Consider the following 18373-nt stretch of genomic DNA (forward strand, 5'->3'; position numbering starts at 1 on the left):
CTTAGCTATGTTTTACGTGATTTTAAGAAAATCTACAATACTTGCAAAGGTTTGTTCGAAGCCGATAAAACTATGATCGCCTCCAAATTCAACGTGTTGCTTACACTGAGAATAATATTTAACCGCCTGCTGAAACGGCAGTACTTCATCGCCCGTTTGCTGTAGCAAATAAATCAATGAAGGGGTGTCTAATTGCGGCAAATATAAGCTGCGCAATGCATCCATGTGACGAGTATCAAGTTCATAATGACTATCTTGATACTGGTTATAATTTTCCCCTAAATAATTATCGAGTAACTCAAATGGGCGAACCGCAGGGTTAATGACCACTGCAGGGATCGAATAACGTTGCGACAAATAGGTCGCATAAAAACCGCCTAATGAACTACCTAGTAATACAGTATCATCATTTAGCAGTTGTTCTAATTGTAAAATTGCATGTAATGGCTCATGAGTTAATCGCGGCACCTGATAATCAACATCAAATTGCGCCATGTGCTCACCAAAACGAACGGCTTTATAAGACTTCTCTGAGCTATTAAAGCCATGAATATAAATTACTCGTTTAGCCATACTACATCCGTGCTTAACAGTAAGTTTTGTTGCTCATCAATTATTAAGTCGATGATTCGAAATGCGGGGCCCAAATCCTCTTGCTGCCACGCCATAGTGTGTTTGGTAAACTGTATTGAGCTGGCCGGTGTCGCATACACACTAAGATTACGGTAGGTTTGCGTGTACTCATGATGCACATGACCATGAAATACCCCCACACACTGCTCAGTATTAACACAGGTATTTAAAAACTGCGGGCCATTTTCTAGCATATGTTTATCTAGGTAGGCTTGAATAGGCAGCGGGTTATGATGACAAAGCACCACGCTAGGTACCTGCCCTACCGCTTGGCTTAATTCATCTAAATGCGTTTGTGTTACCCAACCTGCTGGCGTCGGGCCTTTTGAGTTTGCCAACAGCAGCTGCCCACCTAAAAAGGTAATGCGTTTATTGTTTAAAATTTGCGGGCTTGTAAGCTTTTCATACTCGGCAAGTTCATCATGATTCCCCGGCAACCAAAACACCGGACAACTCAGCGCTGAGTCTGCTATTAATTTAGCAAAAAGCTGGTAAGATTCAGTGCTGTGATCTTGTGTTAAATCACCACCAAATACCACACAATCCACATCGAGCTCAGCAATAGCCTGTAAACAGCGCCCAAAATACGCTGCCGTATTCACGTTAAAGTATTCACCCGTTGTGTCTTTTGATAAGTGGCAATCAGTGATATGGGCAACTTTCAGTGCTGTTTTATCAAAATGGTAGGCGTTACTAAACCAAGCCATTATTTACATCCCAATTTAAAACTGCTCGGCCGTTTTCAACACAAGCCACCAGCCAGTCATATAAGAAGGCGTTAAGTTGATATTTTTCATCTTTTTGATGCATATTCGGATTCGGGTAAGCATAGGAAGGCTTGATGCGCTGATGAAAATCATGATGCACAATTTCAGCGACTTTCGCATCATGATACATACGTACCGTTAAATACAAAGGCTTAACCGAAGGCAAATTACCGGCTTCTTGTTTGATAGAAATATCTGTGGTGTATTTTGCTGTATCGTCAACTTTAACCGCAAAAGTGCTGTGCCCTAATTGTACCTTTCGCTCCTGACCTATACGGCGCTCATTAGGTAATAGCTTGAGCGCACGCACGTAATTATGCTCACACAAAGTTAAGTACTTAGGTAAGCTTTGAATATAACGCTGCTGGGCACTGACGTACGACAAAATAATCCCCTATGAGTTTTTCCAATCAGACAGTATACGTTGCTTATTCAGTGCTAACCACTGTAATGAGATAACTGTCGCTGCATTGTCTATTTCACCCTGTTCTAGACGCAGCATAGCTTCATCGTATGACATTACATGGGTTTTGATATCTTCATCTTCATTATCAAGGCCAAAAATACCGCCTTGATACCCTGCTAAGTCAGTGCGCGCTAAATATAAATACAAACGCTCAGTGGTGCCGCCGGGGCTTGAAAGATACGACATCATAAATTCTAGCTCGTTAAGCTCAATACCGGCTTCTTCGAATGCTTCGCGCTTAGCTACATCTTCATAATCAGTACTGCCATCTGCCATGCCTGCAATACACTCAAGTAACCAAGGTGACTGCTTTGATGCGAGCGCTCCGATTCTGATTTGTTCGATTAATAAAACTTGGTCAGTCTTAGGGTCATAAGGAAGTACAGCAACAGCATGGCCACGCTCTAAAATTTCGCGTTTAACTTCTACTGATTTACCACCCGCAAACAAGGCATGATGAAAGCGATAAGTATTAATTTTAAAGAAACCATCATAAACACGCTCAATCGGCTTTAACTCTATGTCATCATGATTAAATTGTGAGATTGCTGATATTTTCATTCACTATTTCCTTTGCGTTTTAAGTAAATGTTACGGCCAATTATATTCTGTTACACTTGGACATGCAGATTTACGTAATTTTTTTTTGGTTATTCATTAAAAAAGAGTACCATGGTCACAGTACAAAATTGTCTAAGGACTGAACGAACAATGAAAAAAACACTACTCGCTGCGCTGATCGGGTTTTCAAGCGCACTGACTGCAACAGCTAGTTACGCTGAAGACTTACTACAAGTTTACGAAATTGCGACAGCAAACGATCCTACCGTACTTAAAGCAAAAGCCCAAGCAGATGCACAAGCCTATGAGAGCGATCGCGCGTTAAGTGCACTATTACCACAAATTGGTTTAAGCCTTGGTTACCAATCAACCAAATCAGATCTTTACGAGGGTAATGATGCTACGGGTTATGCAGGTTATGACTATGATCCTGATGAATTTAGCCGTGGTATTAGCTTAAACCAAACGCTGTTTGATTTAGGTGCATGGAATTCACTCGGTATTGCAGATAAACAAGCATTACAAGCAAACGCTCAGTATGATTTTGCACGCCAAGACTTAATTGTTCGTGTTGCTGAAGGTTACTTCAACGTACTAAGCGCAATCGATAACCTTGAGTTTGTTCAAGCAGAAAAACGTGCCATCGAGCGCCAATTACAACAAACTAAAGAGCGTTATGCAGTAGGTTTAACAGCTATCACTGACGTACACGAAGCGCAAGCTCAGTACGATAACTCTGTAGCACAAGAAATCGTTGCTAAGAACAGTGTTGAAACAGCGCGTGAGCAACTTCGCGAAATCACTGGTAAATACCACGCGAAATTAGACATGTTGAATACTGAAACGTTTTCAACTGTTGCACCTAAAAAGCAGTCAACTGACTACATTGAAATTGCAAAAGACCAAAACTTAAATCTGCAAGTTTCAAAAGTAACGGTTGATATTGCTAAAGATCAAATCGATTTAGCAAAAGCAGGTCACTATCCGAAGCTAACATTAAGTGCTTCATACGGTGACAGCCTAACTGATCTAAACAGCAACTCACACCAGCCACGCGAAGATAGTACAAGTATTGGTGTTAACTTCAGCCTACCTATCTACTCAGGTGGTGCAACAACAGCAGCGACAGATCAAGCACGCGCTTTCTATGTTGCGGCAAGTGAAGATTTAGAAGCAAGCTTACGTGCAGTAACTCGTTCGGTTATCACATCGTACAACCAAGTAGTGTCTGACATTGCTACTTATAAAGCGCTACAACAAGCTGTTGTTTCTGCTGAAAGTGCGCTTAAAGCAACTGAAGCAGGCTTTGAAGTTGGTACACGTACTATCGTAGACGTACTGATCAGCACGCAAAACCTTTACAATGCAAAAAGTAATTTAGCAAACGTTCGTTACCGCTATGTTGTTTCAACACTTCGCTTGAAACAAGCTGCTGGTACACTAACTAGCGAAGACCTTGTTGCAATTAACCAAGGTTTAAAAGAAATCTAAGCATTTCTTCTATAAAGTCCTTATTGTAAAGCCAGCCTCGTGCTGGCTTTTTTGTGTTTTTAAGGACATACAGTTAAACTAGCTTTTTTATTTTTAGAGATTTTTTTGTGGTTAGTTCATCTCCTTTTAAAGCGTCTTTTTTAGGCCCTCGTTACTGGTTAACTTGGATTGGCGTGTTCTTTTTATATCTTATCTCTTGGTTACCACATAAATTACAACTAGCGCTTGGAAAACTGCTTGGCCGTTTAGTACACCGTTTTATGAAACGTCGTCGCCATATTGCTGAGGTAAACATTCGTTTATGTTTTCCTGATATGCCAGAGCATGAACAACGCGAACTAGTTCGAAAGAATATGGAAAATACCGGTATTGCAATGATGGAAACCGGCATGGCTTGGTGGTGGCCCCAGTGGCGAATCAATAAAGTGTTTGGTTCTGTTAAAGGCCTAGAGCACTTTGAAAAAGCTCAGCAATCAGGTAAAGGTGTGCTGTTGCTTGTGCCACACTTTTTACACCTAGAAATGGCGAGCCGTATTATGGGTGTTAAACACCAAGGTATTGGCTTTTATCGCCCGCATAACAACCCTTTAATGGAATATTTCACGACTAACGGTCGTCTTCGTTCTAACGAATACTTAATTGGCAAAAAAGATGTTAAAGGCTTGCTGCAAGCGCTTAAAAATAAAAAGGTTTGCTACTATTTGCCAGATCAAGATTACGGCCGTAACCGCTGCGAATTTGCGCCTTTTTATGCGGTAAAAGAAGCAGCAACAACAACAGGAACGCTGTTATTTTCAAGTAGCCGTAACTGCGAAACAGTAAGCTTAACGAGCCGTCGTGATGAAGAGGGTCGCTACCATCTAGAGGTATTACCTGCACTTGAAAACTTCCCAAGTGGCGATGACCTTGCAGACGTTACCCACGTAAATCAGCGTATGGAACAAGCTATCGATTTAGCGCCTGAGCAGTATATGTGGCTTCACCGTCGCTTTAAAACTCGCCCTGATAAGAATGCACCTTCTTATTACAAGTAGAGTGACATTTTACCGTTTGTATGGTTTTATAAAGCTAATCAACAACAAGAGTATTAGAAATGTGGTTTTGGGTTAAGCATTTATCATTAGCTGTTATTTTGATTGCTGCTGCTATTTACTTTTTATTTGGTAGTGGTCCAGTAATGGACATTAAAGATACCAAAAATGCTGCAGCGCAAGGATTATCGCGCTTTTATGCGGCGCTACGTAACCAAGTAAATAACAAGAATAATGAGCGCGATAAATACGTTCTTAAATTACCTACGCCAGAAACCAGCTTAGATGTCGCACTTTTTGAACGCGAAAAAGTCGTAGAGCCTTCATCACCTAACTGGACTGGTGATATTCAACCGCGCCGCTTTGAAAATGGTAACACCTTAAAAGATGTACTCTCTGACTATGCTCGTCACGAAGATATCGTACTGTACTGGTATTTAAGCAAAGACTATGTTGTAAAAGATCATTTTCGCGTTGATAGTAACTTTGTCTCAACCCTTTATCAGGTTGGCCGCGCCATCAACGATGATTTCGAAAATGAGGTTTACACCTATTTTTGCTTTAAGCAAAGAGCCGCAGTTATCACTGAGCTGCCCTCTGCTTATGTGCGCGAAAACTGCCGTCGCTTAAAAAGCTAAAACACCTGTTGCCACGCCTGACTTACTAATTCGATGTGCTGAGTTAACTCAGCACGTTGCGCACAACGCCCTTGCTGATTCAAACTCATTACATGATAACGTGAACGATAGGCAATATACGCAGCCACTAATTCTTGCTGCATTTGCTCAGTAATACAGCCTAAACGTGCAGCATCAGCTAAAATACGCACATTGTCAGACCAGGTCGTTAGCTCAGAGTGCTGCATTGCATTATTCAGCACCAGATACTGAGTGATAAACTCAATATCTGTAATACCGCCCCTATCTTGCTTTAAATCAAACAGATCATCATTACCTTTAGCAAGGTGAGCGCGCATTTTTTCACGCATCTCAACCACATCAGTCTTAAGCTTCTCATTATCGCGGGCTTGGCACAAAACGTCTTTGCGGATTTGTGCAAAACGCTCTCGCAACGAATCTTGCCCATAAATCATGCGTGAACGAACCAAAGCTTGATGTTCCCAGGTCCATGCTTGAGTTTGCTGATAGTGGTAGTAACTTTCTAAATTAATAGCTAGTAAACCCGATGCCCCTTCAGGACGTAAACGAGTATCAAGCTCATACAATATGCCTGACGCAGTTCGGGTGTTGAATAGATGCATTAAGCGCTGCGCAAGCTTTAAGTAAAACTGACGGGAATCAATCGACTTATCACCATCGGTATAACTGCTACCATCGTGGTTATGCACAAATACCAGATCTAAGTCTGAATCGTAGCCAACTTCAAAGCCGCCAGTTTTGCCGTAAGCAATAACCGCAAAGCCCTTTTCTTGATCTGAGGTATTCGCTGGCCGACCAAAGCGCTCAACACATGCATGCCATGCAATATTGACCGCTTGCTCTACAATAGCCTCAGCAAGTGCAGTAAGGTGATCGCTTACCTTCATCACACTCAGTACACCGGTTGCATCGGCTGCAGCAATGCGTAACTGATGCGTTTGTTTAAACTGACGAAGTGCTTCCATTTGCAGCTCTAAGTCGCCATGCTCTATACGCAAGAAATATTGCCTAATTTCATCTTTGTAAGCAGATAAAGGCGTCGGTTTATAAAGCACCTGGGGGTCAATCAGCTCATCAAGTAAAATTGGGTAACGAGAGATATGCTCGCCAATCCATTTACTATGACAGCAAAGTGCCACCAGTTGATTTAAGGCACCTGGGTTTTCATATAACAGCTCTAGGTAGGCAGTTCGTGAGATAATCTTGTTCAGCACTTGGCAGATCATGGTAAAAGCGTCGCTACTGGCTTTTGTAACTGTTAGCTGTTTAAGTAAAAGCGGCATTAATTTATCGAGGATATCACGACCTCGACTGCCAATTTTCGCCTTAGTTAAGCGCGCTTTAAAATCTTCAAGTGCCGCTTGCCAGTCAAGATTTGGCTCACACATCAGGCTAACATCTGTCATTTCCCAAGCGCTAATGTACTCACTTTCACACGGTTCTGCCGTTTCGCTTTCAAAGCCAATCACTTGTTCGAACTCACCATGGACTTGAGACATGGTCTGCTCAATGCTAGTTAAACACTGATCAAAATCATCTTTATTGAGCAAATAGCATAAACGCTGCTGGTTTAACTCGTCATCAGGTAAGGTTTGCGTTTGCTTATCGTCGAAAATCTGTAGGTACTGCTCAATTTGACGTAAGTCTAAATAGTTTTGTGTTAATAACTCAGCTTCTTTATTCGACATCACTTGGTTGTTAACCAGCTCTTTTAAAGCAACCAGTAATGACTGAGTTTGTAGGTTCGCTTCACGGCCGCCTCGAACCATTTGCAGCGCTTGTACTACAAACTCTACTTCTCGAATGCCGCCAGCACCTAATTTGATATTGTTTGTAAGGCGCTTTCGGCGTACCTCTTGAGCAATCATTTGCTTCATCTTGCGCAGCGATTCAATCACCGAAAAATCAATATAGCGGCGGTACACAAACGGCCTTAGCAATTCATAAAACTCATCCCAATACCTATTTTCTGTGCCAATTAATCGCCCTTTTAGCATGGCGTAGCGTTCCCACTCACGTCCTTGCTCTTGGTAATAATCTTCCATTGCATGAAAACTCATTACCAAAGGCCCACTTTCACCAAATGGGCGCAGGCGCATATCAACCCGAAACACTTGGCCATTTACCGTGGTTTGGTTAAGCGCCATAATTAGCTTTTGCGCCACTTTGGTATAAAACACTTGCGCTTCAATGGAGCGGCGCCCCCCTTGTGTTGCAACATCGCGAGGGTAAGAAAAAATTAAATCTATGTCAGATGAGTAGTTAAGCTCTCCCCCACCAAGTTTGCCCATACCTAAAACTAACATTGGCATTGCATTATCGTCATCATCAAGCGGCATGCCACTGACTTTTGCGACCTGCGCAAAGGCCCACTGATTGGCACTATCGATAAGCTGGTTTGCAAGGGCCGAGATATAAGCGATGCTATCGGCAATTGGGTTTGCACAGCACAAATCAAGAAAAGCCACTTTCAACCAGTATTTTTCTCGATACAAACGTAACTTTGCCAGCGCAGCATTGTCATCCAGTTCATTGATTTCAGAATTACTTAACGGAGCTTCAACTGCACGATTAGCAAGCTCCTTATCATCAAGTAACCAGTCTTTTAAATCAGGCTGAGATTGTAAGCAGTTCCACGCAAAGTCACTTAAAGACAGCAAGTTAATAATCTTTTGTTGCTCAGTTTGCCCCTCATACAAGCTCGCGAAGCGGGTTTGGCCTAACTGATGAAGTGACTCGGGAAGCGCGTGTAAATTACTCATTAAATACTCTCTTTTAACTTGCCAATAACCGTACTAGAATGATTATCAAAGAATTATTTAGCAGGGACCTGCATGTCATATTTATCACTATCTAACACTAGTTTAGTCGCGATTGCTATTAGTTTCGCTGTAATTTGCGTCACTATAGTACTGCTACGTATTCTAACGCAAATCAAAGCAAAACAAGCGCTTAAAGAAGAGCTTGCGCAACATGATAACTTTGCCATGGGGATCAGCTTTGCCAGCGAAATTATGGTCGTTATAGCCACTATCGCTTATATATTTGATGAAATTAGCTTAAGTGCAGCCCAATCTAACCCGCTAAAAGTACTTTTACTCATTGTGCTGTTGTTTGCCTTTATAAAAATAGGCCATTTAATTCATCGTAAATGGATTTTGCATCGCTTTAATGAAGAAGCAGCCATTCTAAAGCAAAATGTCTGCGCTGCTTTAGTTGATTCAGGCATGTTAATCGCAAACTGCATTATCGCTCTTGGCCTTTATAACTGGTGCCATACCCAAGGTTACAGCAGCTTATTGATCGCCACTGTGAGCTTTTTTGTGCTGCAAGGTATGTTTGCCCTTGATAGTAAAATTCGTGAATATCGCTTTGCAAAAGCCAACCAAGGTGCATCACTACAAAGTAACTTTAACCTTGAAAATACCTCTATTGGCATTCGCTACGCGGGTAAGTCTATCGGCCTAGCACTTGCGGGCTATGCTGGTCTTGCCAGTGCATCATTTATTAGTGGTAAGATGGTAGAAAATTTATTCACTCTAGTATCTCATTGCGGTGCAATGTGGGTATTGTTATATATTTTGAGCTACATTATTAAATATATCTCTCTACCTAATATCGACACATCGTTAGAAGTAGATCACCAAGATAACATTGGCATAGCCTGTATAGAGTTTGCCGTTTTCGGTGCAATAGGCTATTTACTAATAAGTATGTTTTCAATTTGATACGGAAGTATTTGAATCGTGAGGCATTATGCCCTTTAAAGTTAATAATTATTTATTAGTTGATATAGATGATGAGTTTAGCCGCGCATTTGCTCAGCACTACTTTGCAAATGCCGAAAATTCGACTCTAGTTGTGGCTGGTGCTAATAGCCGCCATATGGTTAAACTCATGTTTGATCAACTCGTTAAGGATTATTGCTATTGCGATTTTAGTAATGAAATTAGTGTCTCAGAACTCGCCAGCTATTTACATGAACACCACGATATTCAAGGTGTACTGATTAATCAGACTGACTATCAACTGGCGAATGATGCACAAAAATTTATTTATAACTCACTTCACAAAATACGTTACTTAGTGCAACAAGATGGACATAGTTTTAGTTTTACACCTTGTCCGGATGCTGCTCACATTAACCACCTTTCTTGCCAGTCTGAGATTGCCGAAACCACTGCACATGTTTTAAGTGCCAAAGACGAATTTAAATAACAAATAAATAATTGCACCTAAGCCGCTGTATACTTACCATATTGCTAAATTTATTGATAAGTGACAGCCATGCGAGTTCCACATATTTACCAACCTTCAGCGATTTCTTTAAACACCCCAGTAGCACTTGATGATGATGCAGCAGGTCATGTTGGCCGTGTATTGCGTATGCAAGTCGGTGATAAGGTTTCGATTTTTAATGGTGAAGGAGGTGAATACCTCAGTAAAATTATTGAAGTCAGCAAAAAAAATGTCGTCGTTGAGCCTCAAGAGTTTGTTGATCATGATGTTGAATCGCCTTTAAAAATTCACTTGGGCCAAGGCATTTCTCGTGGCGATAAAATGGATTTCACTATTCAAAAATCTGTTGAACTGGGTATCACAGAAATCACCCCAATTTTTAGCCAACGTTGTGGCGTAAAACTAAGTGGTGACAGACTGCAGAAAAAACATCAACAATGGCAAAAAATTGCAATTGCTGCCGCAGAACAATCAGGCCGTAATTTTGTGCCTGTTGTACACCCTCCTATCGATATAAAAGACTGGCTTGAACAAGCAAGTGATGCGATTAAACTTACTTTGCACCCGCGTGCTGAGCACAGTATTAAAACTATTCAAGTACCAAACGAAGGAGTGCGCTTTTTAGTCGGCCCAGAAGGTGGATTTACCGATGCAGAAATTGACATTGCTAAACAGCAAAACTTTGTTGATATTCGCTTAGGCCCACGTGTTCTGCGAACAGAAACAGCCGCTCTGACGGTATTGAGCGCATTACAATTACAGTTTGGCGATTTAGCGAATTGAAAACCGTAAAAATACCCATATATCAAAGTAACAAAACATAGTATGGCATACGATTCTAAGGCAAAAATATGGCAATTAAGCTAGGCATAATCTCTGATCCAATTAGTGGCTTTAATATTAAAAAAGACACTGGCTTTGCAATGATGATGGAAGCGCAACAGCGCGGTTACGAAATTTACTACATGGAAATGGATGACCTTTCTCTACGTCAAGGTCAAGGCTTTGCAACAGCCGCCAAAGCCCGTGTGTTTGATGATGTAAATCACTGGTATGAATTAGAAGAAAAAGCCACCATTGCTTTAGCAGATTTAGACGTTATTTTAATGCGTAAAGATCCGCCTTTTGATACTGAGTACATCTACGCTACCTATATTTTAGAGCGTGCTGAGCAAGCTGGCACGCTTATAATCAATAAGCCGCAAAGCTTACGCGATGCTAACGAAAAGCTATTCACAGCTTGGTTTAGCGAACATACGCCAGATACTTTAGTAACACGTAGCCAAGCAGACATTCGTGCATTTTTAGCTGAGCATAAAGATATTATTTTAAAACCGCTAGATGGTATGGGTGGTGCATCTATCTTTAGAGTTAAAGAAGATGATGCCAATATTGGTGTGATCTGCGAAACGCTAACCGAACATGGTAGTCGTTTTGCAATGGCACAAAACTATATTCCTGAAATCAAGCAAGGCGATAAACGCGTACTTGTGGTTGATGGTGAAGTAATGCCGTATTGCCTAGCTCGTATTCCACAAAATGGCGAAACGCGCGGTAACTTGGCAGCAGGTGGTAGAGGTGAAGCACGCCCGATTAGCGATTCAGACCGTAAAATTGCAGAGGCTGTAGCACCTACGCTGAAAGAAAAAGGCCTTATTTTTGTTGGTCTAGATATCATTGGCGACCGTTTAACTGAAATCAATGTCACTGCGCCAACGTGTGTAAAAGAGATTGAAGCCGCTTATGACATTTCAATCACTGGTCACTTATTTGATGCCATTGAAAGAAAACTGAGCCATACTTAAATTAAACAACAAAAGGGGCGACCTATGCAGTCATTAGAGAATCACTTCTTAATCGCAATGCCGAGCATGCAAGACCCTTTTTTTAAGCGTGCTGTCACTTACATTTGTGAGCACAATCAAGATGGTGCGATGGGCTTGGTAATTAACCAGCCTATCAATATCACCGTGGGCGAGCTACTCGATAAAATCGAAATTGATAACGACAAAAGCAAGCAAGCTGCAGGTTTAGCTGTGTACGCAGGCGGACCTGTAAAAACCGATCGCGGATTTGTTTTGCACTCACCAAAGCCAGGTTATGCAGCGAGTCAAAAACTTAGTAGTGATATTATGATCACCACTTCAAAAGATGTGTTAGCAAGCCTAACCACGAGTGAAGCACCTGAACAATTTATTATCACACTGGGTTATGCTGGTTGGGATCAAGGGCAGCTAGAGCAAGAACTGCTAGAGAATTCATGGTTAATTATCAAAGCAGATCCTGAGATCATCTTTAACACACCCGTTGAAAAACGCTGGGAAAAAGCCGTTTCTATGCTGGGTTTTGATATCGGGCAATTAAGCTCTGAAGCTGGCCACGCCTAACATTTATAAATTTTAAGACTATGACAAAACGAACTTTTAAGCCACTCGGTGAACGCACCGTAATGGGTTTTGACTTTGGCACCAAAAGTATTGGTATTGCCATTGGTCAAGAGCTCACAGGAACAGCATCAAGCTTACAAGCTGTAAAAGCGAGAGATGGGATCCCTGATTGGCAACTTATTAAAAAACAAGTGGATGAGTGGCAACCTGATTTAATGGTGGTTGGTTTACCGCTTAATATGGATGGCACCAATCAAGAAGTTACTTTTAAAGCTAAGAAGTTCGCAAACCGCTTACACAACCACTTTGCTATACCGGTTGAAACGCAGGATGAACGACTAACAACAGCAGATGCCAAAGCCCGTTTATTTGAACAAGGTGGCTACCGAAACCTTGGTAAAGGTAATGTGGATAATATGTCAGCGGTGATCATCTTAGAAAGCTTTTTTGAGCAGTTTTATGGCGACTAAGGCGCTTTATTAATCACCGTATAGTTGTTTAAATCTGGAATGAAGCCTGCCTCTCGGTAGGCTTTTTCAATTGCGCCTGTTTTACGAAGCTGCGCAAGCCCTTTTTGAATTGCAACAAAGGCCGCTTTTCCATCGGGGTGACTCTTCGAAATAATAAAATGACGGCTATCATTAAGCTGGAGCACTAGGTTTGGCACAGCTACCAGTTCAATGTTTTCTAATATGTAGCGATTATTGAGGCTAGGCATTAAGGGCATCATCATAAAATCAACCCACTGCATCGATACAGTGCGGACTTGCCCAAGCCACTCATCTTCTCTGAGCAACTCTTTTAAGGGCAGAGCAGATAACGTTTGCCAATCGGTTTGCCAGCGTGGCGTTGACACTGCGGTTAATTGTTTAAAGTCAGCAAGCTGTTTTACTTGCTGCACTTTCTTATTGTTCGGTGAAGTGAATATACCCGCAAAATACTCACCATCTCTAATCACAGGATCAGAGATATATACCGACTCAACTAGCTGCTTTGCATCAACAGACCAAACACTATCGAAGCTTAATAGTAGCTGGCCATCTTCTAACAGCTTGGTATTGCGATAATTAACATTGCCTTTGTGATAACGAAATGGCTTGGTAAAACCGCCTAAACTCAATGCTTGTTGAGCTATGATCATATCGACCACATCACGGCGAATGTAAGCACCACTGAAGTCTTTAACTTCAAGAGGTTTGCGACCATTCAAAAAGCGACTGTAATCGTCATAAACATCATCGCGAATAAAAATAACCACACTTTTATTATCATTGCCATATACCTGAAAGGTACTCAGCAATAAAAATAACCAACCGATTAAATTTACTCGCAAACACATTTATTCGTCACTCTTTCCATCAAGACCATCGATAGTCACGCCTTGTAAGAAGCCCGCACCACTTTGTTCATTGTTTTGCAGCTTAATCATTAGGCGTAAGTCATTTGGCGAGTCAGCATGGTGTAACGCATCAGCGTAGTTAATACGGCGCTGTTTATAAAGCTCAAATAAGGCTTGGTCAAAGGTCTGCATGCCCATTTCTTTCGATTTAGCCATGGTTTCTTTGATAGAGCCAATATCACCACGCTTGATGAGCTCTGCCACCATAGGTGAATTAAGCAAAATCTCGATAGCAGCAACACGCCCTTCCCCATCGGAAGTTGGCACCAACTGCTGAGCAACAATGGCGCGAAGGTTAAGTGCTAAGTCGTACTTTAACTTATCGTGCTTTTCTTTTGGTACTAAGTGCATGATACGGTCAATGGCTTGGTTGGCATTATTCGCATGCAGTGTCGCCACACACAAGTGACCCGTCTCGGCAAAGCTGAGTGCGTATTCCATGGTTTCTTGTGAACGGATCTCACCAATTAAGATCACATCAGGTGCTTGACGTAACGAGCTTTTTAGAGCTGATTCAAAGCTTTCTGTATCTAAGCCTACTTCACGTTGGGTAATGATACTTTTACGATGTTCGTGAACAAACTCTATAGGATCTTCAATAGTAAGAATATGACCACGTTGATTGCGGTTACGATAACCTAAAAGCGCAGCGAGCGAGGTTGATTTACCCGTGCCTGTACCACCTACAAACAGCACTAAACCACGTTTTGCCATAATCACGTCGGTTAATGTTGATGGCAAACCTAGTTCGTTGACATCTGGGATTTGCGTCACGATACGGCGAATAACCATACCCGCTCTATCACGCTGCCAAAAGGCAGAAACACGGAAACGGCCTTCATCAGTCGCAATTGCAAAGTTACACTCTTTACTGTCATGAAATTCTTTGCGCTGTTTGTCGTTCATTGCTGACTCGACCAAAGCGAGTGAATCCTCATCAGAGAGCTTCTCATCGCTTAAAGGTATTAATTCACCGTTTACTTTTGCACTGACAGGCAGCTGGCTCGAAACAAACAAGTCTGAGCCTTTTTTGTCGATCATAACTTGTAAAAAATGATTTAAAGGTAAAGACATTTTAAATAGCTCCGTTAACCACCAAATTGGGTTTTATCTTGCGCTTTAGCTCGCGCATCATTGGTTGTAATAATGCCGTAGTTAACTAAGTTTGCTAAACATTGATCCATGGTCTGCATACCATGCGATGCACCGGTTTGAATTGATGAATACATTTGTGCAATTTTATCTTCACGGATCAGATTTCGAATTGCAGGAATACCTATCATGATCTCGTGAGCTGCAACTCGGCCACCGCCCACTTTTTTTAGTAAAGTTTGCGAGATTACGGCACGTAATGATTCTGACAACATTGAACGTACCATGTCTTTTTCTTCACCTGGGAATACGTCAATGATACGGTCAATGGTTTTTGGTGCTGATGTGGTATGCAAGGTACCAAACACCAAGTGACCTGTTTCTGCTGCGGTCATCGCTAAGCGAATCGTTTCAAGGTCACGCAGCTCACCCACTAAGATTACATCCGGATCTTCACGTAGTGCACTTCTAAGTGCATTAGAGAAGCTATGCGTATCACGGTGAACTTCACGCTGGTTAATAAGGCTCAGCTTATTCTCATGTACGAATTCGATTGGATCTTCAATAGTTAAAATATGGTGATGCTTATTTTGGTTAATATAATCAACCATCGCCGCTAATGTGGTTGATTTACCCGACCCCGTTGGCCCGGTGACTAGCACCAAACCACGAGGATTATCGGAAATGGTTTTAAAAATATCAGGCGCACCTAAATCATCCAGTGTTAAAACATCACTTGGGATAGTACGAAACACCGCCGCAGGGCCACGGTTTGAGTTAAATGCGTTAACACGAAAACGCGCAAGGTTTGGTACTTCGAAAGAAAAATCCACTTCGAGATTTTGTTCGTAGTCCTTACGCTGATTATCGTTCATAATATCGTATACCAGACTATTTACATCTTTTTGTTCTAATGCTGGAATATTAATACGACGCACATCACCATCAACACGTATCATAGGTGATACGCCTGATGACAAGTGTAAATCCGAGGCTTTGTGTTGCACACTAAAGGCCAATAATTCGGTAATATCCATTTATGACTCCACAACCAACTGATAATTATATGGTTACAATAGCAGAACGACTTACATCCGCCTACGCAAGAATTGCTCAAGCTGCAAAAAATAATCACCGCGATGAGCAATCAATCAACCTATTGGCTGTTTCAAAAACAAAACCTGCCGACGATATTATTGCTGCCTATAAGCATGGTCAACGCCAGTTTGGCGAATCATACGTTCAAGAAGCGGTAACAAAAGTCACAGCATTGGCTGATTATAAAGACATTGTTTGGCACTTTATCGGCCCTATTCAATCAAATAAAAGTGCCCAAGTAGCCACGCATTTTGATTGGGTACAAAGTGTTGACCGCACTAAAATTGCAAAACGCCTTAATGAGCAACGACCAGCCGACAAAGCCCCGCTCAATGTATTAATTCAAGTTAATATTAGTTTAGAAGAGGCTAAGTCAGGCTGCCACCCAGACGAGCTAATGGCATTGGCCGAATTCGTCAATCAATGTCCTAATTTATGCCTGCGCGGTGTGATGGCGATTCCTGCCAAAACCGATGATGCCCAGCTACAATTACAATATTTTGAGCAATTAAGCGCTTGCTTTGATAAACTAAAGGCCCAATATCCCCAAGTAGACACCTTGTCGATGGGTATGAGTAATGATGTTGAAGCGGCGATTGCAGCAGGTTCAACCATGGTACGCATTGGCACGGATATATTTGGCCAACGAAATTAAAAGGTGATAACAGACATATGTCAGACAAAAAAATCGCATTTATAGGCACGGGTAACATGAGCTACGCCATCATTGGCGGCATGGTAAAGAACGGTTTTGCAGCAAAAAACATCATTGCAACCAATCGCAACCAAGAAAAATTAGCTAAGGTTGCTGCTGATTTCGGGGTGCAAACTACCGCGGATAACAACGCGGCACTTCGCGATGCAGATGTGATTGTCTTATCTGTTAAACCACAAATGATGGGCGATCTTTGCCAATCATTCCAAGATTCAGGCGTTGATTTTAGCGACAAGCTATTTATTTCAGTGGCCGCTGGCCTTACCGTTAGCCGTTTACGTGAAATGTTAGGTCAAGATGTGAAAATGGTGCGTTGTATGCCAAATACACCATCATTACTAGGCCGTGGTGTTTCTGGTCTATATGGCGCGGATGAAACCGCTGAAGAGCACGAGTTTGTACAACAAGTTTTTGAGTGTACAGGCATTGTTGTTTGGGTTGAGCAAGAGTCACAAATCAACGACATCATTGCTGTTACAGGCTCATCACCTGCTTACTTCTTCTTATTTATGGAAGCTATTGAAGAAAAAGCGAAAGCACTTGGCTTTAGTGATGAAGATGCGCGCCGTTTAGTGCAACAAACCGCACTGGGTGCTGCCGAAATGGCTCTTTCGCAACCAGACATCAGTATTTCTCAGCTACGTGCAAACGTAACCTCTAAAGGGGGTACGACTCACGAAGCTGTTGAGCATCTTAAATCACAAGGTTTAGTCGGCACAGTTGCAGATGCAATGGACGCCTGTATTGCTCGCGCTGAAGCGATGGAAAAAGAACTTTAAGCTTACTTTTTGAAGGTAAAACTATGCAAGCCATGCACTTTTTAGTTGGGATTATTTTTGATCTCTTTTTAATGGTGGTCCTTTTACGCTTTTGGTTACAAGCGGCAAAAGCTGACTTTTACAACCCTATGAGCCAGTTTGTGGTGAAAGCCACTTCGTTCGCAGTGAACCCACTTCGTAAAATCATCCCAGGAGTGGGTGGCTTTGATATTGCTTCGTTAGTGCTTGCTTATTTAGTTGCTGTAGCAAAACTCAGTGTTATTTTTCTGATGTTTTATAACGCTTGGGCGCCAGGTCCGGTATTTATTCAAGCGTTAATTACGGTAGTTAAAGAAGGCCTAAACTTACTATTTTGGGTATTAATTATTCGTGCTTTACTAAGTTGGGTAAGCCAAGGTTACAACCCTATTGAGGCTGTATTCCACCAGCTAACTGAGCCGATGTTACGTCCCATTCGTAAGGTTATCCCACCACTAGGTGGTCTAGACCTATCAATCTTAGTGTTGATTATTGGTCTACAGTTTTTACAGTTTTTAGTAATGGATTTAATTGGCTAAGCGTTTAACGTTAAGCAGTAAGGGGCCGAAAGGCCTCTTTTGTTAAGTGAGATATACCATGAAGCAATTTATTTATTTTTCTTTGATTGTATTGAGTTTATTTACAACCTTTGCCAAAGCTGATGAACAAGCAGGCGCCCAGTACAAGGTTCTTGGCCCTTGGGAAGTTCATTACATTGCATTTCCATCGACTTTTATTCAGCCAAACATTGCTAAAAACTATGATTTAGAGCGTAGCCCTAGCAAAGGGATTATTAATATTTCGGTATTAAAAAACAGCGATAAAACAGCGCAGACTGCAACTTTAACTGGCACTGCACGTAACCTACTTGGTAATAAAAAACAGCTTACATTTAAAGAAGTTGTTGAAGGCGATGCGATTTATTACCTCGCGCAAATCGATTACAGCAACGAAGAAATTTACCGTTTTGATATCGAAATTAATCAAAATGGCAAAGTACAAACGCTGAAGTTTCAGCAAAAATTTTACGTAGATTAG

General features: G+C 41.7%; 21 protein-coding genes. 13 read left to right on the plus strand and 8 right to left on the minus strand.

Going from position 1 to position 18373, the window contains the following annotated elements; all coding sequences use genetic code 11:
• Positions 1-12: 12 nt before the first annotated feature.
• The 4 genes from AADY36_RS13585 to AADY36_RS13600 are packed head-to-tail and all read right to left on the minus strand — an operon-like array spanning position 13 to position 2427.
• Positions 13-573: a YqiA/YcfP family alpha/beta fold hydrolase gene (locus tag AADY36_RS13585; protein ID WP_342409090.1), complete on the minus strand. Its 561-nt coding sequence runs from the start codon at positions 571-573 to the stop codon at positions 13-15.
• Positions 558-1340 carry a metallophosphoesterase gene (locus tag AADY36_RS13590; protein ID WP_342409091.1) on the minus strand — a complete coding sequence of 261 codons (783 nt, stop codon included), beginning with the start codon at positions 1338-1340 and terminating at the stop codon, positions 558-560. Before AADY36_RS13590 ends, AADY36_RS13585 begins: the two co-directional genes overlap by 16 nt.
• Positions 1327-1785: a DUF1249 domain-containing protein gene (locus AADY36_RS13595; protein ID WP_055021209.1), complete on the minus strand. Its 459-nt coding sequence runs from the start codon at positions 1783-1785 to the stop codon at positions 1327-1329. Before AADY36_RS13595 ends, AADY36_RS13590 begins: the two co-directional genes overlap by 14 nt.
• A gap of 9 nt (positions 1786-1794) precedes the next feature.
• Positions 1795-2427 (minus strand): NUDIX domain-containing protein, encoded by a 633-nt coding sequence (locus AADY36_RS13600; protein WP_054562728.1) that lies wholly within the window; start codon positions 2425-2427, stop codon positions 1795-1797.
• A 150-nt stretch (positions 2428-2577) separates the two neighbouring features.
• Between AADY36_RS13600 and tolC the strand changes: the two genes are divergently transcribed.
• From tolC to AADY36_RS13615, 3 genes are all read left to right on the plus strand, one after another.
• Entirely contained in the window at positions 2578-3918 is a 1341-nt protein-coding gene (gene tolC, locus AADY36_RS13605; RefSeq protein ID WP_055021194.1) for an outer membrane channel protein TolC, read from the plus strand.
• 107 nt (positions 3919-4025) lie between these two features.
• Positions 4026-4952, plus strand: coding sequence for an LpxL/LpxP family Kdo(2)-lipid IV(A) lauroyl/palmitoleoyl acyltransferase (lpxL, locus tag AADY36_RS13610; protein WP_054562730.1), 927 nt, complete (start codon positions 4026-4028; stop codon positions 4950-4952).
• Between the two features lie 59 nt (positions 4953-5011).
• Positions 5012-5587, plus strand: coding sequence for a TcpQ domain-containing protein (locus AADY36_RS13615; RefSeq protein ID WP_054562731.1), 576 nt, complete (start codon positions 5012-5014; stop codon positions 5585-5587).
• Here AADY36_RS13615 and glnE read toward each other — a convergent pair.
• A complete protein-coding gene (gene glnE / locus AADY36_RS13620; protein ID WP_342409092.1) occupies positions 5584-8370 on the minus strand; it encodes a bifunctional [glutamate--ammonia ligase]-adenylyl-L-tyrosine phosphorylase/[glutamate--ammonia-ligase] adenylyltransferase in 2787 nt (928 codons plus the stop codon). The genes AADY36_RS13615 and glnE overlap by 4 nt on opposite strands.
• Before the next feature lie 72 nt (positions 8371-8442).
• Here glnE and AADY36_RS13625 point away from each other — a divergent pair, with 72 nt between their 5' ends.
• The 6 genes from AADY36_RS13625 to ruvX all read left to right on the plus strand — a co-directional run bounded on the left by AADY36_RS13625 (position 8443) and on the right by ruvX (position 12704).
• Positions 8443-9336: a DUF350 domain-containing protein gene (locus AADY36_RS13625; RefSeq protein ID WP_054562733.1), complete on the plus strand. Its 894-nt coding sequence runs from the start codon at positions 8443-8445 to the stop codon at positions 9334-9336.
• 28 nt (positions 9337-9364) lie between these two features.
• On the plus strand, positions 9365-9826 hold the full coding sequence (locus tag AADY36_RS13630; protein WP_054562734.1) for a hypothetical protein: 462 nt from the start codon (positions 9365-9367) through the stop codon (positions 9824-9826).
• 69 nt (positions 9827-9895) lie between these two features.
• Positions 9896-10630 carry a 16S rRNA (uracil(1498)-N(3))-methyltransferase gene (gene rsmE / locus AADY36_RS13635; protein WP_055021192.1) on the plus strand — a complete coding sequence of 245 codons (735 nt, stop codon included), beginning with the start codon at positions 9896-9898 and terminating at the stop codon, positions 10628-10630.
• Between the two features lie 68 nt (positions 10631-10698).
• The gene (gene gshB / locus AADY36_RS13640) at positions 10699-11652 is read left to right on the plus strand and encodes a glutathione synthase (RefSeq protein ID WP_054562736.1); all 954 of its coding nucleotides are present in this window, start codon (positions 10699-10701) and stop codon (positions 11650-11652) included.
• 24 nt (positions 11653-11676) lie between these two features.
• A complete protein-coding gene (locus AADY36_RS13645) occupies positions 11677-12234 on the plus strand; it encodes a YqgE/AlgH family protein (protein ID WP_054562737.1) in 558 nt (185 codons plus the stop codon).
• Between the two features lie 20 nt (positions 12235-12254).
• Complete coding sequence (ruvX, locus tag AADY36_RS13650) at positions 12255-12704, plus strand: Holliday junction resolvase RuvX (RefSeq protein ID WP_054562738.1); 450 nt, start codon at positions 12255-12257, stop codon at positions 12702-12704.
• Here ruvX and AADY36_RS13655 read toward each other — a convergent pair.
• From AADY36_RS13655 to AADY36_RS13665, 3 genes are read right to left on the minus strand one after another with little or no spacing between them, the layout of a single operon-like run.
• Positions 12701-13573, minus strand: coding sequence for a hypothetical protein (locus tag AADY36_RS13655; RefSeq protein WP_342409093.1), 873 nt, complete (start codon positions 13571-13573; stop codon positions 12701-12703). The two genes, ruvX and AADY36_RS13655, sit on opposite strands and share 4 nt — an antisense overlap.
• The gene (locus AADY36_RS13660; RefSeq protein ID WP_054562739.1) at positions 13574-14707 is read right to left on the minus strand and encodes a PilT/PilU family type 4a pilus ATPase; all 1134 of its coding nucleotides are present in this window, start codon (positions 14705-14707) and stop codon (positions 13574-13576) included. It lies immediately after the preceding gene.
• 14 nt (positions 14708-14721) lie between these two features.
• Positions 14722-15762, minus strand: a complete 1041-nt coding sequence (locus tag AADY36_RS13665) for a type IV pilus twitching motility protein PilT (protein ID WP_054562740.1) — start codon at positions 15760-15762, stop codon at positions 14722-14724.
• Positions 15763-15764: 2 nt separating this feature from the next.
• Between AADY36_RS13665 and AADY36_RS13670 the strand changes: the two genes are divergently transcribed.
• From AADY36_RS13670 to AADY36_RS13685, 4 genes are read left to right on the plus strand one after another with little or no spacing between them, the layout of a single operon-like run.
• Positions 15765-16478 carry a YggS family pyridoxal phosphate-dependent enzyme gene (locus tag AADY36_RS13670; protein ID WP_054562741.1) on the plus strand — a complete coding sequence of 238 codons (714 nt, stop codon included), beginning with the start codon at positions 15765-15767 and terminating at the stop codon, positions 16476-16478.
• Between the two features lie 17 nt (positions 16479-16495).
• Positions 16496-17317 (plus strand): pyrroline-5-carboxylate reductase, encoded by an 822-nt coding sequence (gene proC, locus AADY36_RS13675; protein WP_054562742.1) that lies wholly within the window; start codon positions 16496-16498, stop codon positions 17315-17317.
• A 23-nt stretch (positions 17318-17340) separates the two neighbouring features.
• Entirely contained in the window at positions 17341-17874 is a 534-nt protein-coding gene (locus tag AADY36_RS13680) for a YggT family protein (protein WP_054562743.1), read from the plus strand.
• 58 nt (positions 17875-17932) lie between these two features.
• Positions 17933-18373 carry a DUF4426 domain-containing protein gene (locus tag AADY36_RS13685; protein ID WP_054562744.1) on the plus strand — a complete coding sequence of 147 codons (441 nt, stop codon included), beginning with the start codon at positions 17933-17935 and terminating at the stop codon, positions 18371-18373.

Origin of the sequence: Pseudoalteromonas sp. D15MCD-2 (assembly GCF_038562745.1) — a bacterium.
In the GTDB taxonomy this organism is placed as follows: Bacteria; Pseudomonadota; Gammaproteobacteria; order Enterobacterales; family Alteromonadaceae; genus Pseudoalteromonas.

Coding starts and splice junctions, on each gene's coding strand:
- tolC (WP_055021194.1), top strand. CDS start 2,578: ATGAAAAAAACACTACTCGCTGCGCTGATCGGGTTTTCAAGCGCACTG.
- AADY36_RS13670 (WP_054562741.1), top strand. CDS start 15,765: ATGACTCCACAACCAACTGATAATTATATGGTTACAATAGCAGAACGA.
- glnE (WP_342409092.1), bottom strand. CDS start 8,370: ATGAGTAATTTACACGCGCTTCCCGAGTCACTTCATCAGTTAGGCCAA.
- proC (WP_054562742.1), top strand. CDS start 16,496: ATGTCAGACAAAAAAATCGCATTTATAGGCACGGGTAACATGAGCTAC.
- AADY36_RS13660 (WP_054562739.1), bottom strand. CDS start 14,707: ATGTCTTTACCTTTAAATCATTTTTTACAAGTTATGATCGACAAAAAA.
- gshB (WP_054562736.1), top strand. CDS start 10,699: ATGGCAATTAAGCTAGGCATAATCTCTGATCCAATTAGTGGCTTTAAT.
- AADY36_RS13590 (WP_342409091.1), bottom strand. CDS start 1,340: ATGGCTTGGTTTAGTAACGCCTACCATTTTGATAAAACAGCACTGAAA.
- AADY36_RS13680 (WP_054562743.1), top strand. CDS start 17,341: ATGCAAGCCATGCACTTTTTAGTTGGGATTATTTTTGATCTCTTTTTA.
- AADY36_RS13600 (WP_054562728.1), bottom strand. CDS start 2,427: ATGAAAATATCAGCAATCTCACAATTTAATCATGATGACATAGAGTTA.
- AADY36_RS13685 (WP_054562744.1), top strand. CDS start 17,933: ATGAAGCAATTTATTTATTTTTCTTTGATTGTATTGAGTTTATTTACA.
- AADY36_RS13585 (WP_342409090.1), bottom strand. CDS start 573: ATGGCTAAACGAGTAATTTATATTCATGGCTTTAATAGCTCAGAGAAG.
- AADY36_RS13630 (WP_054562734.1), top strand. CDS start 9,365: ATGCCCTTTAAAGTTAATAATTATTTATTAGTTGATATAGATGATGAG.
- AADY36_RS13665 (WP_054562740.1), bottom strand. CDS start 15,762: ATGGATATTACCGAATTATTGGCCTTTAGTGTGCAACACAAAGCCTCG.
- AADY36_RS13625 (WP_054562733.1), top strand. CDS start 8,443: ATGTCATATTTATCACTATCTAACACTAGTTTAGTCGCGATTGCTATT.
- rsmE (WP_055021192.1), top strand. CDS start 9,896: ATGCGAGTTCCACATATTTACCAACCTTCAGCGATTTCTTTAAACACC.
- AADY36_RS13645 (WP_054562737.1), top strand. CDS start 11,677: ATGCAGTCATTAGAGAATCACTTCTTAATCGCAATGCCGAGCATGCAA.
- AADY36_RS13615 (WP_054562731.1), top strand. CDS start 5,012: ATGTGGTTTTGGGTTAAGCATTTATCATTAGCTGTTATTTTGATTGCT.
- AADY36_RS13655 (WP_342409093.1), bottom strand. CDS start 13,573: ATGTGTTTGCGAGTAAATTTAATCGGTTGGTTATTTTTATTGCTGAGT.
- ruvX (WP_054562738.1), top strand. CDS start 12,255: ATGACAAAACGAACTTTTAAGCCACTCGGTGAACGCACCGTAATGGGT.